This is a genomic window from Trichocoleus sp. DQ-U1, from assembly GCF_039961925.1.
GTDB lineage: Bacteria > Cyanobacteriota > Cyanobacteriia > Cyanobacteriales > FACHB-T130 > FACHB-T130.
This window is the reverse complement of record NZ_JAMPKB010000006.1, coordinates 59,493-75,954: the sequence shown is the minus strand read 5'-3', so window position 1 is coordinate 75,954 and position 16,462 is coordinate 59,493. Positions and strand designations below refer to the sequence as shown.

13 protein-coding genes are annotated in these 16,462 nt (G+C 46.6%); 8 read left to right on the top strand and 5 right to left on the bottom strand.

The genetic code is table 11. From position 1 onward, the window contains the following. Window positions 1-569 precede the first annotated feature (569 nt). The 4 genes from NDI34_RS04240 to NDI34_RS04225 all read left to right on the top strand — a co-directional run bounded on the left by NDI34_RS04240 (window position 570) and on the right by NDI34_RS04225 (window position 5,073). Window positions 570-1,898 carry an ABC transporter substrate-binding protein gene (locus NDI34_RS04240; protein WP_190411435.1) on the top strand — a complete coding sequence of 443 codons (1,329 nt, stop codon included), beginning with the start codon at window positions 570-572 and terminating at the stop codon, window positions 1,896-1,898. Between the two features lie 127 nt (window positions 1,899-2,025). Continuing rightward, window positions 2,026-2,937, top strand: a complete 912-nt coding sequence (locus tag NDI34_RS04235) for a sugar ABC transporter permease (RefSeq protein ID WP_348231956.1) — start codon at window positions 2,026-2,028, stop codon at window positions 2,935-2,937. Window positions 2,938-3,018: 81 nt separating this feature from the next. After that, window positions 3,019-3,825 carry a carbohydrate ABC transporter permease gene (locus NDI34_RS04230; protein WP_242028893.1) on the top strand — a complete coding sequence of 269 codons (807 nt, stop codon included), beginning with the start codon at window positions 3,019-3,021 and terminating at the stop codon, window positions 3,823-3,825. Between the two features lie 147 nt (window positions 3,826-3,972). Continuing rightward, entirely contained in the window at window positions 3,973-5,073 is a 1,101-nt protein-coding gene (locus NDI34_RS04225) for an ABC transporter ATP-binding protein (protein WP_190411438.1), read from the top strand. Window positions 5,074-5,275: 202 nt separating this feature from the next. On the opposite strand, the gene NDI34_RS04220 is transcribed toward NDI34_RS04225, so the two are convergent. Continuing rightward, window positions 5,276-7,093 carry an iron uptake porin gene (locus tag NDI34_RS04220; RefSeq protein ID WP_348231955.1) on the bottom strand — a complete coding sequence of 606 codons (1,818 nt, stop codon included), beginning with the start codon at window positions 7,091-7,093 and terminating at the stop codon, window positions 5,276-5,278. 526 nt (window positions 7,094-7,619) lie between these two features. Here NDI34_RS04220 and NDI34_RS04215 point away from each other — a divergent pair. The 4 genes from NDI34_RS04215 (at window position 7,620) to upp (ending at window position 12,138) form a co-directional block, all read left to right on the top strand. After that, window positions 7,620-8,174 (top strand): DUF2808 domain-containing protein, encoded by a 555-nt coding sequence (locus tag NDI34_RS04215; protein WP_190411440.1) that lies wholly within the window; start codon window positions 7,620-7,622, stop codon window positions 8,172-8,174. 482 nt (window positions 8,175-8,656) lie between these two features. Continuing rightward, window positions 8,657-9,922, top strand: a complete 1,266-nt coding sequence (locus NDI34_RS04210; RefSeq protein ID WP_348231954.1) for a GTP cyclohydrolase II — start codon at window positions 8,657-8,659, stop codon at window positions 9,920-9,922. Between the two features lie 72 nt (window positions 9,923-9,994). Beyond that, the gene (locus NDI34_RS04205; RefSeq protein WP_348231953.1) at window positions 9,995-11,230 is read left to right on the top strand and encodes a URC4/urg3 family protein; all 1,236 of its coding nucleotides are present in this window, start codon (window positions 9,995-9,997) and stop codon (window positions 11,228-11,230) included. Window positions 11,231-11,502: 272 nt separating this feature from the next. Then, window positions 11,503-12,138 carry a uracil phosphoribosyltransferase gene (gene upp, locus NDI34_RS04200; RefSeq protein ID WP_190426659.1) on the top strand — a complete coding sequence of 212 codons (636 nt, stop codon included), beginning with the start codon at window positions 11,503-11,505 and terminating at the stop codon, window positions 12,136-12,138. Between the two features lie 10 nt (window positions 12,139-12,148). Here upp and NDI34_RS04195 read toward each other — a convergent pair whose 3' ends face one another. The 4 genes from NDI34_RS04195 to NDI34_RS04180 all read right to left on the bottom strand — a co-directional run bounded on the left by NDI34_RS04195 (window position 12,149) and on the right by NDI34_RS04180 (window position 16,416). Further along, entirely contained in the window at window positions 12,149-12,808 is a 660-nt protein-coding gene (locus NDI34_RS04195; RefSeq protein ID WP_348231952.1) for an HAD family hydrolase, read from the bottom strand. Further along, the gene (locus NDI34_RS04190) at window positions 12,805-13,740 is read right to left on the bottom strand and encodes an ABC transporter permease (RefSeq protein ID WP_348231951.1); all 936 of its coding nucleotides are present in this window, start codon (window positions 13,738-13,740) and stop codon (window positions 12,805-12,807) included. The genes NDI34_RS04195 and NDI34_RS04190 overlap by 4 nt, the downstream gene beginning before the upstream one ends. 244 nt (window positions 13,741-13,984) lie before the next feature. Continuing rightward, on the bottom strand, window positions 13,985-15,769 hold the full coding sequence (pyk, locus tag NDI34_RS04185; protein WP_190426665.1) for a pyruvate kinase: 1,785 nt from the start codon (window positions 15,767-15,769) through the stop codon (window positions 13,985-13,987). Between the two features lie 143 nt (window positions 15,770-15,912). Beyond that, on the bottom strand, window positions 15,913-16,416 hold the full coding sequence (locus NDI34_RS04180) for a pentapeptide repeat-containing protein (RefSeq protein WP_348231950.1): 504 nt from the start codon (window positions 16,414-16,416) through the stop codon (window positions 15,913-15,915). Between the last annotated feature and the right edge of the window lie 46 nt (window positions 16,417-16,462).

Below are 16,462 nucleotides of genomic sequence, written 5' to 3'. Positions count from 1 at the left end.
TATCAATCGAAATTGTGGTTTGCACAATTGGGTAGTTTTTCGTAGCGATCGCTAGTCTTAACCCTTAGAGTTTTTCATAGCGATCGCTAGTCTTAACCCTTCCAAGGTTAATCAAACTTTTTTTAAATTTAATAAAACTTAATCTTATATTAACGAGGATTTTACCACTTTTAGGTCTGCAACTCAAACCCCCCAGGAAAGTTTTTTGTTTATAGCTTGCTATTTCTTTGGAAGGTTGATCTCTCATTAATAAGAAATTAATTTACTGATATCAAAGCATTTTTATCTATCGGAAATAAACAGTTTGTACTCCTAGCAGAACCAGAGACGATCTCAGTTCAGCCTAGGATACGTTTCTGCAAACTTTGCCTTTTTCAAAGGAATCATCTGCATTGATGACAAGCTGAAATGTCTGTAGCACGAGCTATTTTTTTCGGGCTTCTTATCAGAGTATTAAGCAATTTTAAGCAAAGTGAGTAAGCTAGCCATCAAATAAGCCGGTTGAGAAAATTTAATTGTCTTTATTTGTTTCCCAATCAACTATTAAACCTTTGCTCGATAAAGCAACAATGTTATATCGCCAATCGGTAAACAAACTGCGAAAATTCCTACCAAACCTCCGCTCTTTGCGTCGCTTTGGGATATCTATTCTTCTTTTCTTGGGCATCGTATTGTTTAGCTGGTTCGTGATGGCTCAGCAGCCAGTCACGCTCAACCTGTTGCTGCCTGCCCCAGATGCCCCACCCTTGCAGCGGATGATCAAAGACTTCGAGGCAGAGAATCCAGGCATTCGCATCAACATCGTTGAAGGTCCTAACGCTACAAACTTGGTTGAAGACCTCTATACCTCTGCTTTCATCTTGGGAGAATCTCCTTATGACCTAGTGGTCATGGATATCATCTGGACGCCAAAATTTGCGGCGGCGGGTTGGCTGCTAGACCTCAGCAACCGGATTTCCCAAGACGAATTGGCAGCATTTTCACCCAATGATGTCGAAGGGGGACGTTACGAAGGCAAGCTGTACCGACTGCCAATTCGTTCTGATGCGGGGATGCTCTACTACCGGAAAGACTTGCTAGCAGAAGCCGGATTGCAGCCGCCAGAAACTTTTCAAGATTTAATGGCAGCTTCCAAAACCTTGCAGAAGACAGGAAAGGTAACATGGGGCTACCTCTGGCAAGGTCGCCAATACGAAGGAGCGGTGGCAATGTTTATGGAGGTTCTCGAAGGCGCTGGTGGCTTCTGGGTGAATCCCGACACGTTAGAAGTTGGGTTAGATCGACCGGAAGCCTTAAGAGCCATCGAGTTTTTGCGCGGCACCGTTCAGGAGGGTGTTGCTCCGCCTGGGGTGACAACCTATCACGAAGAAGATACCCGACGCTTCTTCCAAAACGGTCAGGCAGCGTTTTTAAGAAGTTGGCCTTATGTCTGGCCCTTAGCGAATGAAGAGACTTCGCCAATCAAGGGAAAAATCGGGATTAAACCGATGGTTCACGTCCCCGGTCAAAAAGGGGCGGCTTGCCTAGGCGGGTGGGGTTTTGGAATTTCTAAATCCTCTCGACATCCAGAGGAAGCCTGGAAAGCGATTCAATACTTTACCAGTGAAGAAACACAGCGGCGATTCATTTTGCAAGAAGGCTATCTGCCCAGCCGCCGGGAATTATTTACAGACCCACAGATTGTCGCTAAATACCCCCACTTCCCGCAGATTTTAGAGGTAGTGCAAAGAGCCGTCTTACGTCCGCCGATTGCACAATATGCCCAAGCCTCTGATATTTTGCAACGCTACCTCAGTGCCGCACTAACCAACCGGACGAGTCCGGAAAAAGCAATGCAATCTGCCGCCAATGAAACGCGCCGACTCCTCAACGCGGGTCAAGCGAAACCGTCGGCATAACCAGGCAACCCTGTAAAAGGCAAAAGTAAATCAAAACAATTGCATCATTTGCGGTTTCTTTTGCCTTTGCACCTTGGACTTTTGACTTTTTTAAGAGTTAGTCTTTTGAATTTTTACCTTTGACTTCATGATGAACCTGAATACAATTCGAGGTCGGGAACAACGCACGGGCTGGATCTTACTACTGCCTGCCTTGCTTGTCCTGTTATTGGTCTATGGCTACCCGATTGTCCGGGCATTCTGGTTGAGTTTGTTTACGAAGAACCTAGGAACCGAGTTGCAACCTGTCTTCGCGGGTCTGGATAATTACGGGCGGATGGCGGGGGATGGTCGTTTCTGGCAGAGTTTCTGGACAACAACAGTCTTCACTACCTCAGCCGTTATCATCGAGCTATTGCTAGGGCTGGGAATCGCTCTGGTTCTGACTCAGAAATTTCGGGGAAGAAGCTTGGTACGAACGACGGCTATCTTACCGTGGGCATTACCAACTGCTCTGATTGGTCTTGCCTGGGGTTGGATTTTTAACGACCAGTTTGGCGTTGTCAACGACATCCTCAGACGAGTCGGTCTAATTGAAGGTGGGATTAACTGGCTGGGAGATCCAACCCTGGCATTGATGGCGGTGATCTTTGCCGATGTTTGGAAAACCACGCCGTTTATCAGCATTCTGCTCTTGGCTGGGTTACAGTCGATTTCGCCTGACCTTTACGAAGCCCATTCGATTGATGGAGCAACCCCTTGGCAAAACTTCACTAGAATTACGCTACCGTTGCTGATGCCGCAAATCTTAATTGCACTGCTATTTCGATTTGCCCAATCTTTCGGGATTTTCGACTTGATTGCGGTGATGACGGGTGGCGGGCCTGGAGGTTCGACGGAAGTGGTCTCGCTGTACATCTACTCCACCGTGATGCGCTACTTAGACTTTGGTTATGGTGCGGCGCTGGTGGTAGTGACCTTTACGTTGCTGATTGTAGCGGTAGCGATCGCTAGTTTCTTGCTCAGTCGCTCTCGTGCCAAAACTTCAGGAGCCGCTTAAGTTATGACTGTCATTCCCCAAGAACGCCCAACCGCTCCAACCCCAACCAAGGGGAAAAAGTTTTCCTGGAAAAAAATCTTAATGCCCCTGGCAGTTGCCCTGGTAGTAATCTTCTGCCTAGCGCCAGTTTTATGGCAACTGCTGACTTCATTCAAAGTCAATGAGGATATTGCCGCCGTTCCCACGGTCTATTTTCCCACTCGATACACCCTTGCTCACTACATTGAGTTATTCGTTCGTCGTCCATTTTGGCGCTACATCTTAAATAGTGCCTTCGTCTCGATTACTTCCACTGCTCTGGCTTTAGCGATTGGGGCACCCGCTGCTTACGCTCTGGCACGATTGCATCTTCGGGGCGGCAAAGTTATCCTCGCCGGTGTCCTCATCATTACTTTATTCCCTGGAATTTTGTTGTTCTTGGGACTGTTAGAAATTGTCCAGGCATTTCGCTTGGGTAACAACTATTTGGCGCTGATAATTCCTTATACCGCTATCAATTTACCGTTGACGATTTTAGTGCTGCGAAGCTTTTTCGAGCAATTGCCAAAAGATTTGGAAGATGCCGCTAAAGTTGATGGCTATAATACTTTCCAAATGCTGACGCAAATCTTACTGCCGATGACGGTTCCGGCTTTGGTCACGACTGGGATTCTCACCTTTATTTTTGCTTGGAACGAGTTTATCTTCGCCCTCACCTTTATTACTCGTGAAGATATGAAGACGATTCCGGTTGGGGCGGCTCAATTAGGCGGTGCGTCCCTATTTGAAATTCCATACGGGCCAATTGCTGCGGCAACGGTCTTGGGAACTTTGCCCCTAGTTTTACTGGTGTTGTTCTTCCAGCGCAAGATTGTCCAAGGTTTAACAGCGGGTGCTGTTAAAGGATAAAGGGATGAATTTTGAGTTTTGAGTGATGAATGAATCACTCAAACTTTAAAAATCATCCCTTTGATTCAGGCTGAGCCAGAAACCGAGGTAAAAAAACTTTCAACCTTCAACTTTCTGCAACTTTCAACCTTCAACCTGTTTAAAATCATGGCTAGACTCGAACTCCGAAACTTAAATAAAACCTATAATCCGAAAGTCATCCCGGTCAAAGACGTTAGCTTGAGCGTAGAAGATGGTGAGTTTCTCACGTTACTTGGACCTTCTGGATGCGGTAAATCTACCATTCTGCGGTTGATTGCAGGTCTAGAGGAACCCACGCGCGGTCGGGTCTCCATCGGGGATAAAGATGTTACAAACTTGCGACCGGGCGATCGCGACATTGCAATGGTATTTCAAAGCTATGCCCTTTATCCTCACATGACGGTTTACGAGAATATCGGTTCTGGTCTCAAACTGCAAAAAACACCCCCGGAAGAAATTAAACAACGGGTGGCAGAAGCTTCAAGAGTATTGGGATTAGACGAATTAATGAGCCGCAAACCGGGTCAAATGTCTGGCGGACAACGGCAGCGGGTCGCTCTAGCACGGGCTTTGGTACGCCGTCCTCATGTCTTTTTATTAGATGAACCCCTAAGTAACTTGGATGCGCTGTTGCGGGAAAACGTCAGGGCTGAAATTAAGCAATTATTTGAATCTCAACACGTTCCAGTTGTTTACGTCACCCACGACCAGACAGAAGCGATGACGCTTTCTAGCAAAGTGGCTGTTCTCAACAAGGGCGATGTGCAGCAACTTGACCCCCCCGAACGTATTTATAATAATCCGGCAAATCTATTTGTGGCTGGGTTTGTGGGCAGTCCCCAAATGAATTTGTTAACGCTGCCTTGCCAGGGAAATTCCGCCATGCTAGGTAATTTTAGAATCCCGCTGCCGGAAGTTCCAACCGTGCCGCCGCAGATTGTGTTGGGGATTCGTCCGGAAAATGTTCGCATTGCACAACCTGAAGATAGAAACACCGTTCGGGGTCGGGTGTTTTTGGTAGAAAACTTGGGGATGAACAACTTAGTAAGCGTACGGGTTGAGGGTTCTGCTGGCGAACCCACGACAATTCGTACCTTGTTACCGACGGATCGGCGCTGGAGTGGCGAAGATATAACACTGGCATTGCCACTTCAGAATATCCACTGGTTTGATGTGCAGACGGGGGATGCTGTTTTTAGACGGCAACCGCTTGCGGTTGGGCGTTAGGAACCCGTAAAGGTTCATTTTGCAATCAGAAAAAATTTTTGTTTGACTCGGTCAAAGAGCCAGGGGATTGTTTCCCTGACTCTTTGCTATGCCCCTACATCTGCGAAGACTCTACAGAGCTTGCCTGTGCTATGCACCGCTACGCTAACAAGCGATCGCGTTTCGGTAATGCTCAGAATGGTAACAGGATTAAAACACTTTCTTAAAACACAAAACTGGTGCGGACGGTGCCGACATAAATTAGATCGTTGTTAGCATTGTGTTCGGGATTTGTGACTACAAAAAATCCTGGGGTAATCGCAATATTATCAGTGATTTGATAGCGGTAAAAGGCTTCTAAATGTAAGGAGGTATCGGGATCTTCGCGCCCAACAACATCATTTTCAATCGCTTTAGGCGGTTGACCAATCACGAATCCGAGCAGATTACCGAGTCCACCGACATCGGGTAAAGCAAAGCTTAAAGCCCACGTAAAGATTTTGGCATCGCTACCTTTATTCGGTTCGGATTCGGCACGAGCATTAATTAACCCCGTCCAGCCAGAAATGTTGAAGTTAGGAGAGACTTGATAAGAGGCTTGTAATCCATAAGCATTGGTAGAAAGATTCGCACCATTAAAAGGGTCTTCGGCGTTACGACTGCCTTTGCCAGTGACGATGTTGTAGGAATGAATATAAGTTAAACCCACACTCAGGCTGTCTGTGGGGTATAGAGTGACTTGAGCGATCGCGCCGTAACGACCCCCAAATAGACCCGTTTCCGCTTGATTGGTGTTCGATGCGAGATATCCCAAAGACAGCCGCACCGCTCGACTAATGCGATATTCTAAACCAAACCCCGTGCCTCCATTCAGGCCAAATAGCTGCGATTCTCCAGCAAAGTTAGAAACGGCAGCAAGAAGAGAATTGTTGACATAGGGATTGAGGGTAGGCGTAAAATCACCAAAGCCAATCCCGATCAGTCCAAAGTAAACGATCGCTTGTTCTGTCACCGGATACCGATAGAACAGTGCGCCGAGTTGAATGTCATTCTCGTTGTTTCCGGTGAATGAGAGTTTGGCAAAGTTGGTTCCCGTGACTTCTGCAAAGTTAGGCGTATTTTGAGCCGCTAATCGGGTTCTCAACAAGTCTTGACCAGAGAAACTGGTATCAAAATTCAATTCAACTCGGTTGCTGAAGACAACGTTGGCATCGACATCCTGGTTGTTGATTTCGCCGCCACCCACTCCACTGACGGCAAACAGGATTTCTCCCCGAAGTCTGGTTGTCGTGGAAAAGCGTTGTTCTTCTAACTGAGTAACGGATGCCTCTAAGTTACTTACACGAGTTAACAAGGTTGCGAGTTCTGGTGCAAATTCGGTTTGTAATCGTTGCAGCGTCGCTAAATCTTCTTGGCTGGCAAGTTCGCCAGTTGAGGTTTGAATGAGTTGATTGATTCGATTGAGACAGGCATTTAACCCGGCGGCAAATTCATAGCGACTGAGTGCGCGGTTGCCTCTAAAGGTGCTGTCGGGATAACCTGCAATGCAACCATAGCGCTCGACTAGGGATTCCAGCGCCTGGAATGCCCAGTCTGTCGGCTGCACATCGGAAAGTTGAGTGACGGAAGTGACTTGCTCCATCGAGTCAGCTTCTAGCTCATCTAGGCTGGTTGGCTCCAAGTCGTCAGGGGTTTGCGCTATTGTTGTCGCTTTTTCGCTTAACTCTGTTTCAATAACTGATTCAATAACTGGCGCTTCCGGTAAATTTGGATTGAGATCGGCAGGAGTCGGCTCAGATAGAACGGCAACTGAACTGACATCTATGCTGATATCTATTGGTGAAAGCTCGGTGCTGTTTGCTCCTGGTGACTCCTGGGTTTCTGGGGTAAATAAGGCAATTGTTTCTAAGGAAGTGGTATTAGGTTCGGTATTGGCAATTTCTGTGGCGATCGCTTCTATAGCAACGGCACGATTGCACAATAGCAAAGCGACACCCCAGATGCCTATACCAAGTCCTAAAGCCCGGAATAGCTTAAACATAGTTCCTCCGCACACCTGTATACACGCTGGTGAAAGCGCTGAGTCGGCAAAGACAACCTGTGAAAAACTCCCTAGTTTTTCAAAATCTTTTGTAGTTAGGTTAAAACTCGGTTGTTCTCAGCTTTGCTCAACCGCGCTTTAAAAATTAATCTGTAGCTTGATTTTATCTATTATTTTCCGATTTTCAGCTGATTTGATGCAGTTATTGACATTCTGTAAACTTAGAAGCGGCGAATGAGAACTGCACAAATCTGAAGGGAATTATTAGGAGCGATCGCTCAAATCTTAAATGAAGGTTTAAAATTATATGTTCAAGGCGGAGCTACTTTTAAAATTCTTTGCTATAAAAAAGGTAAGAAAGATAAAGCATCCTTCTTAGGTAGCATTGTTGCTTATCATTTTCATGAATAATTGTTGAAGATGATATACGCGATCGCTTTGCCGTAAATGGCTCTCCCTTTAGAACAGCTTTCCAAGTTCCTGAATCGCATCTACCAGACACTCGCACCCCTAGGAGGTCATAACAATGAAGCGTCTTAAGCAATTGTCTCTGGCATTAATTGCAGGCACTCTTACCTTTGGCGTCGGCGCTTCTGGAGTAAACAATCCATCAGCGCAGGCGATTCAATTCTCAAACGGCAGAAGTTCTTTTGGTGTTCCTTTTCAATTAAGTAATACCAGAACGAGTCAAGCCAGCGTCCGGTTCAGAGGCGCAAGCTATTACTTCACTTTTAACTTACCAAAAACGGCGTCTCAATCTTTAAATCGAGTAACAATTCGTCAAAATGGTGGCAATTTAGTTGAATTCGATTCTGCCAGAACTAAAGCGTTTCTCAATGAGAAACCCAAAGAGAATTGTAAGTTGGGCGAAGTAAAAGTTGACAAAAAAACTCAGGAAGTTGACCTAGTATTCGATCCCCCAATTCAACCCGGTCAAACTGTAACGGTTGCCATTGGACCCTTTGAAAATCCTAGTGTTTCTGGGATATATAACTTTGGCGTGTCAGCGTTTCCTACAGGCGATAAACCCGAAAAGCAATTTTTAGGTTATGGTCCTTTGCGCTTTTTTGATGCTCGGTAAAGTTTGTATTATCAATAAAGCCAAGCCGCAACCGCTGGGGAGTTTTCTCTAGCGGTTTTTTCGTGAATATTCTTGACAATATAAGGATTCTCGGTTAAGCGCGTTTTCTCTATATGGGCGTTGTATTGTAGTGCGGGGATCGTCTGCCGCGATCGCGCCGATCGAGCTTACTCATAAAGCCTAACTAGCGCTGAAAATCCTCTAAAAACCTCAGGAGAAAAAAGTTAAGCACAAACGTTTGTATGGATGAATTCATAGGAGTATAGCGATAGGATTAGATTTCTATTAAGTTAATTTAAAAATCTGGAAATTGTATAAGTTTGTAGCAAATAATACTAAATGAAAGGGTAGCAACCACAAACAGATTTGGCTGTGCAGGATACTCCGAGAGCCAAAATCCCCTTGCTATGATGAGAGCTTATTTCCAATTCCCTGCGTAGATTGCCCTAGACGACATCTTGAGTGCATCTTGTGAGCTATTTATGGAAAACCCAAAAAAAGTATCTTCGCATAAGCATATTGTTTTAACATCCCATCCCGGTAAAGCGGGTAAAAAATCCGTTTCCGTTCATTGGGGAGAAAGCGATCCGATTAAACGAGGACCCATTATTGGGACATTAGCGAACCCAAATCAACGGAATGCAATTGGCACGCATTCGGGATCTTATGCCGTTTATCGGGCACTTGCGATCGCATCTGGCGCACTCCAGGCAAATCACCGCGCCGATTTAACCAATACCTCTCCGGTTGTCCACATTGGGCCATATCCCAGTTGGGCAGATGCGAACAAAATTGTCTCACTCGATCCATTTGGAGCAATTGTGGGTGAAGTTTTCCCTTCATTTTATGAAGAGGGGTACGATATTCGTCCCACCATTGCTGTCACCAAAGCTCATATTAATATGCCGGAATTGCAAGATTCTGTGGCAAAAGGGCGCTTGCAAGTTGACGGTCAAATTATCAAAAATAACGGTAATTTAGTCGTCACAAAGGTCGCAATCGATCCAGTCTGGTATTTACCAGGGATTGCCAAGCGACTCAACATTGAAGAAAGCGATTTACGTCGCATTCTCTTCCAGCAAACAGGCGGGATGTTTCCAGAATTGGTAACGCGCCCAGATTTACACGTATTCTTACCACCGATTGGCGGCACGACGATTTATCTGATTGGCGATGTCGCCGCAATTACAGATCCCAACCGACTGCTTGCCGTGCGGGTACATGACGAATGCAACGGTTCAGATGTGTTTGGTTCCGATATTTGCACTTGTCGCCCTTATCTGGTGCATGGCATTGAAGTCTGCGTCCAGACGGCACAAGCAGGCGGCGCAGGGGTGATTGTCTATTTCCGCAAAGAAGGTCGTGCCTTAGGCGAAGTAACTAAATTTTTAGTTTACAATGCCCGGAAGCGTCAGGAAGGAGGCGATCGCGCAGATGCCTATTTTGCCCGGACTGAATGCGTGGCGGGACTTCAAGATATGCGGTTTCAAGAACTGATGCCGGATGTGTTGCATTGGCTAGGAATTACGCGAATTGACCGCTTGGTGTCGATGAGTGATATGAAATACAACGCGATTACAAATTCTGGTATCGAGGTAATCGAACGCATCCCGATTCCCGATGATTGGATTCCAGAAGATGCGTGGGTGGAAATTGCTGCCAAGCAAGCCGCTGGTTACTACACGCCGGGAGAGGTGCCCACTGCGACAACTCTGGCAGAAATTAAGGGACGGGGTTTAGGGGATTAGGTTTTTTAACGCAAAGGTACGCAAAGGTTTACGCAAAGGTACGCAAAGTTAATCTTTGCGTTTTTATTGTTTATGAACAATTCTGAACGGGAAGCGATCGCATATTTGAGGAGTCCGGCGGCAATTCGGGAAAGATGCGATCGCCTCTTTCTTTTAGGCTGTGAAGACAAACTGCGTTACTTTCGAGTTGATTTAACGCAGTTAGACAAATGCGCTGATTACGTTATCGGGGTGATGCGCGATGATTATCCCGATCTCGATATTCCTTTTCACAGTCGCTGGCGACATTTTGAAGTTGGAAATGTGCCTCGTCTTTTGGAACTTGAACAAGCTTTAACGAGACTGACTGGATTAGAAAAAGCGAAAGTTAAGTTTGATTTAGCGATTGTTAGCGTTTTACTGGATGCAGGCGCGGGCACTCATTGGCAGTATTGCGAACCAGAAACGGGACAAGTGTTTCGGCGTTCGGAAGGCTTAGCCGTGGCTAGCTTCCGAATGTTTTTCCAAGGTGCTTTCTCTAGTCACTCGAAATCACCATTACAGGTAGATGCCGATGGACTCCTACAGTTAACAGAAGACGCTTTAGTGCAAGGTTTCCAAGTTAGTGAAAAAAATCCGCTGGTTGGGGTGGAAGGGCGCGTTCAGCTGCTACAGCGTTTGGGACAAGTCCTCGCTCAAAATCCTAAGTTTTTTGGCACCGAAAGCCCGCGTCTTGGCAATCTAGTCAATTATTTGTGGGATAGCAGCAATCATGGACAACTGGCTGCGAGTAAGGTGTTGAGTGCGGTTTTGGAGGGGTTAGGGGAAATTTGGTCGGGGAGACTTGCGATCGCTGGGGTAAACTTAGGCGATGTGTGGATTCATTCAGCTTTATCGGGAGATAAGAAAAGCGACAATTATGTGCCGTTTCACAAACTCTCCCAGTGGTTAACTTATTCTCTTTTAGAACCCCTTCAGGAACTCGATTTAAAAATCACTGGACTAGAGGAACTTACAGGTTTGCCCGAATATCGTAATGGCGGTTTATGTCTAGATACTGGATTGTTACAAGTCAAAGATTCAGCAGTTTTGCAGGAACGTCATCCAGTAGGTTCTGAGGTAATTGTAGAATGGAGGGCTTTAACGGTTAGTTTGTTAGATAAAATTGCGGCAACGATTCGACAAAAGCTGAATATGACTGCTGATGAATTACCCCTAGTAAAAGTTTTACAAGGAGGAACTTGGAGTGCGGGGAGAAAAATTGCCGCACAATTACGAGAAGGCGGCGTTCCTCCAATTAAAATTGCGAGTGATGGAACCGTGTTTTAATAGAAATTACCTGGTGAATATAGCAATTCTCTATTGGATGCAGTATGGTTTAACCCCACCCCTGCCCCTCCCCGTAAACAGGGAGGGGTTAAATATTCCCTCCTGCTTGTAAACGGAGAGGGGTTAAATATTCCCCCCTCTCCGTTCACGGAGAGGGGTTGGGGGTGAGGTTCTTTTATATATTGCACTCAAGTGAAAAGGAATTTTTGCTTATTTTTTAAGCCTGCGTAGGTAGGCTTTGTCTTTGTGCATCTTTCGAGAGGAATTTATTAATGAATGCTGAAGTCACTGTAATCGAACATCCCTTGATCCAACATAAATTAACCCTGATGCGGAAAACGGAAACTAGCACAGGAAAATTTCGCAATCTCCTCAAAGAAATCGGAATGTTGTTAGCTTACGAGGTGACGCGAGATTTACCGCTAAAATATGAAGAAATTAAGACGCCTATTGCCCCGATGTTGGCACCGATGCTGGCTGCTGAAAAGAAGATGGTAATTGTCTCAATTATGCGGGCAGGACAGGGGATTTTAGATGGAATTTTGGAACTGATTCCTTCCGCAAGAGTCGGGCATATTGGTTTATATCGCGACCCGACTACTCATGTAGCGATTGAGTATTATTTCAAGGTTCCGAATGATATTGAACAGCGAGATATTTTGGTTGTCGATCCCATGTTGGCAACCGGAAATTCAGCCGTCGCGGCAATTGACAGAATTAAGGAAGTTAGCCCGATGTCAATCAAGTTTTTGTGCTTGCTGGCAGCACCAGAGGGGATTGCACACTTACGCCGCGAACACCCGGACGTGCCTATTTATACGGCTGCAATTGACGAAAAATTAGATGAACACGGTTATATTGTCCCAGGACTTGGGGATGCAGGCGATCGCTTGTACGGGACAAAGTAGCGATTTGCACTTAGGATTTGATGATTGAAATCAATTCGGAAATCTGGTTAACAACAAAAGTTGGGTTGAGTGCTAAACATTTTGCGCGATCGCCATAGCCATAAGTAGCCCAACAAGCATCTAATCCAGCATTTTTAGCAAACATTAAGTCTACATGACTGTCGCCAAATACTAAAACTTCGTTACTTTGGATGTCTGGATAAATTGGCTGGATGACTGAGTGGAATAATCTTGCATCCGGTTTGGTTGGCGTTTGTCCGTCATCGCCAATAACCAGATCGAAGTCAGTATTAATTTTTAGCTTTTCTACGGCAAGCTTTAAAAACTTAGTGTGTTTGACGCTAACAATTGCTAAGTTCAACCCCTCGGAGGATGCAGCTTGAATCACTTGCTTCACTCCCGAAAATAAATTGATTTTTAATAAACCTTCTGTTTGGTAAAAGTGTCTGTAAGTTTGAATCCATCTAGGAATTTCTTCGGGCGCGATCGCTGGATGGAAAATCGGGAAAGCCTCGGCAAGCGTAACGCCAATGACTGAGCGAATCTGTTCTTCATCTGGCGGGTCGATGTTAAATGTCTGGAATGTTTTGATAACGCAGGATATGATGGCTGGATGCGTAATGGCTAAAGTGCCATCAAAGTCAAAAATAATTAACTGATATCGACTCATTGTTCGCGACTTTCAGGAATGTAAGGAATACCGAGGGCGGCGGGAGGGGTTGATTTGCCAGCTAATCCCACTAGCGCCAATAGCGCAATGATATAAGGCAACATTACTAAAAATTGATAGGGAATATTCAGATTAAAGGCTTGAATTCGCAGTTGCAAAGCTTCTGTAGCACCGAATAACAAGCAAGCTAAAGCCGTGCTGACGGGATGCCATCTGCCAAAAATCAAAGCGGCAAGGGCGATAAAACCTCTTCCTGCACTCATATCCTCTACAAAGAATCTGACGTGAACTAATGTTAGATAAGCTCCTCCTAAACCGGCAAGACAGCCGCTGAGAGTGACTGCAACATAGCGCACCTTGGTGACAGAAACGCCAGCAGTATCCGCAGCACGGGGATATTCTCCAACGGCGCGTAAAGATAAGCCTAAACTTGTACGAAATAGTAGGTATGTACTCAGGGGAACTAACAGGAATAATAAGTAAATTAAGGGGTCTTGATTAAAGAGGAGATTCCCAATTATCGGAATATTCTTTAATCCGGGAATGCCGATGATTTGAATGCCTGGTAGTTGCTGCGCCTGACCGCTATTAAATAAGACACGCGACCAAAAAGAAGTTAATCCTGCGGCTGTAAGATTGATGGCAAGTCCAGATACTAATTGATCGACGCGCAAGGTAACGCACAGATAGGCATGAAGCAGTCCGACCAATCCCCCGACGACGATTGCTAAAAGCATTCCCAGCCAAACGTTGCCGGTAAAAAATGCTCCTGCTGCACTCGCAAATGCCCCGGAGAGTAACATTCCTTCTAGTCCAATATTTAGCACTCCCGATCGTTCGGAAAAAAGTCCACCAAGGGCAGCAAAGGCTAATGGTACTGAGAGGCGCAGGCTAGCAATTAGATAGTCGGTGAAAAAGTTGAGAGTGTCCATGCTGAATGAGGAACCTCTCCCCCAACCCCTCCCCTGCAAGGGAAGGGGAGAAAGATCCCTTCCAGATAAAAAATTTCTTCTTCCCGCTCCGATTAGGAGCAGGAAGAGAGATGCGAAGGGGGCTGGAGGTTATGTTTTTTGTGGTCTCGTGTAGTAAAAATTAAATCCTTACTTTCTTTACCTCATTGTGAAGGTTTGGGGGAAAGCGCGATCGCTTATGAAAGATAAACAGACGCGATCGCACTTAAACTGGCAGTGCCGGAGTCGTCTGAGAAGTCCCTGCCATCGCCCCAGAGTAAACCAGACCCCGTTGCATATCTAGGGTCAAAATCGCCCCATCCCGAATCATTTCCGTCGCCTTCTTGACGCCCACAATGACCGGCACCCCAAGGCGTAAGCCAATCACCGCCGCATGACTGGTTAGGCTTTCATCCTCAGTAATAATCCCAGATGCCTTGCGAATTGCTTCCACATAATCGGCATTTGTGCCCGGTACTACCAAAATTTCCCCATGATTGAAATTGCCCACCTCTCTGGCAGTGCGAGCCACTCGCGCTCGACCGCTCACCGATCCCTGACCAATCCCAATTCCCTTTCCAAGAATGGATGTCACCACCTCAACTTTAATCAGGTCGGTTGAACCAGAGATACCTTGGAGCGTCCCGGCAGTCATTACCACCAAATCTCCTTCAGCCAGCAGCTGTTTCTCCAGCGCCACATTGATTGCCGCTTGGAACGTCTGACCCGCAGAAGGCAAATCCAGCACTAGAAGCGGCTTCACGCCCCACACCATCTGCAACTGCCGCGCCACGTCTACATGGGGAGTCACTGCTAGAACAGGCGTTGAAGGTCGAAACTTAGAAACATTTCGGGCAGTGGCACCGCTTTTAGTCAACGACATAATCGCTGCTGCCCCTAGCTGCTCGGAAATTTGACCAACCGCCTGACTAATCGCATTCGTGATCGAGCGAGTGGTGCCCCGGACGTTACGGGCGATTTGTTCTTGCTCAATCCGCACGGCAATCCGCGCCATTGTCTCCACCGCTTCCACGGCGTATTTACCCACCGCTGTCTCGTTGGAGAGCATCACGGCGTCGGTTCCGTCCAAAATCGCATTGGCGACATCGGAAATTTCAGCACGGGTGGGACGGGGATTGTTCACCATGCTGTCCAACATCTGAGTTGCCGTAATCACTGGAATCCCCAGTTGATTCGCCGTGGCAATCAGCCGCTTTTGCAGAATGGGGACATCCTCAGCAGGCAATTCAACGCCCAAGTCACCACGAGCTACCATGACACCATCGCTGAGCGAGAGAATCGCTTCCATTTGGTCGATGGCTTCGTGCTTTTCAATCTTGACAACCACCGGCACTTGCTTACCAGCACTAGAAATCAGCTCTTTAATTTCCAGCACATCCTGGGGGTTGCGGACAAAGCTCAGCGCTACCCAGTCAACACCTTGGTCAAGACCAAACATCAAGTCTTTACGGTCTTTGTCAGTTAACGCCTTAATTGACAGATAGACGCCGGGGAAATTCACTCCTTTGTTATTAGAAAGTGGGCCGCCGACGACGACGCGACAGTGCAATTCCCGCGCCGTGCGGTCTACCTGCTCCACCCGCATTTCCACTTTGCCATCATCTAAGAGAATCATTGCCCCAGATGGGACTTCATCTGCTAGAGGTTCGTAGGTGACAGAGCTAATTTCTTGGGTGCCTGGGACAGGGTGACTGGTTAAGATGAAGCGATCGCCCTTATTCAGGACGATAGACCCCGTTTCAAACCGTCCCAAACGAATTTTCGGGCCTTGCAAATCTTGCAAAATGCCCACCGGCTGATTCAGTTCAAAAGCCATCTGGCGGATCAAGCGAATGCTCCGCTGATGGTCTTCATGAGTTCCATGAGAAAAGTTGAGGCGCAGGGTCGTCGCACCCGCTTCAATTAAAGCGCGTAAGACCTCTGGGCTACTGGTAGCAGGGCCAATCGTTGCGACAATTTTTGTCCGGCGCTGGGGATTTCGCAGTTGCATGGGGCAAAATTCAGGGACAGAAGAGGACTGCGTGTAACAGGAAAGCAAAGGGATACTATCACATTTGTTCCAACTCCTATTAGGGCTTTGGAGCTGGTTCCCCTCTCTACTGTGTGGGTATTATACTAAAAAGCTTATTGATTTTACGGGTTTATTGGTTCGCTGCGGTCTTGGTTGAGGGGTTGCCCGGTCTCAGGTGCCGGTTTCTTTTGTGTCTCAGCAAGCGGCTTGTAAACTAGACCGGAAGGCATAATTGTCCCGGTGAGATCGGCACCTGTCACGTCAAATGCTTCCTTCGCTTTGACTCCTTGTAGACTCGCATACTGCAAGTTCGCAAACCGCATCTTCGTACCGCTGAGGTTCGCGCCATTAAGAACCGCATTATTCAAATTCGCATTTTCCAAGGTGGCTGCTGTAAGATCGGCTCCAGCTAGCACGACACTGGTGAGATTGGCATTGAGTAGATTGGCACCCTTCAAGTTGGCACCGCTGAGGTCATACCCAGTTAAGTTCACATTGCTCAAGTCACAAAATTGGCATTCTTTATAAATTAATAATCTCTGAACGTGTTCTGGATTCTCTGCTTTGACCGGCACTGCAAAGCAGATAGGCATCAACAGGGCGACAGCGAGGATTCCTGGTTTCATGGGAGGCTAGCCAACTGAGGAAATGAGTATCGATTGAACTGCCAAA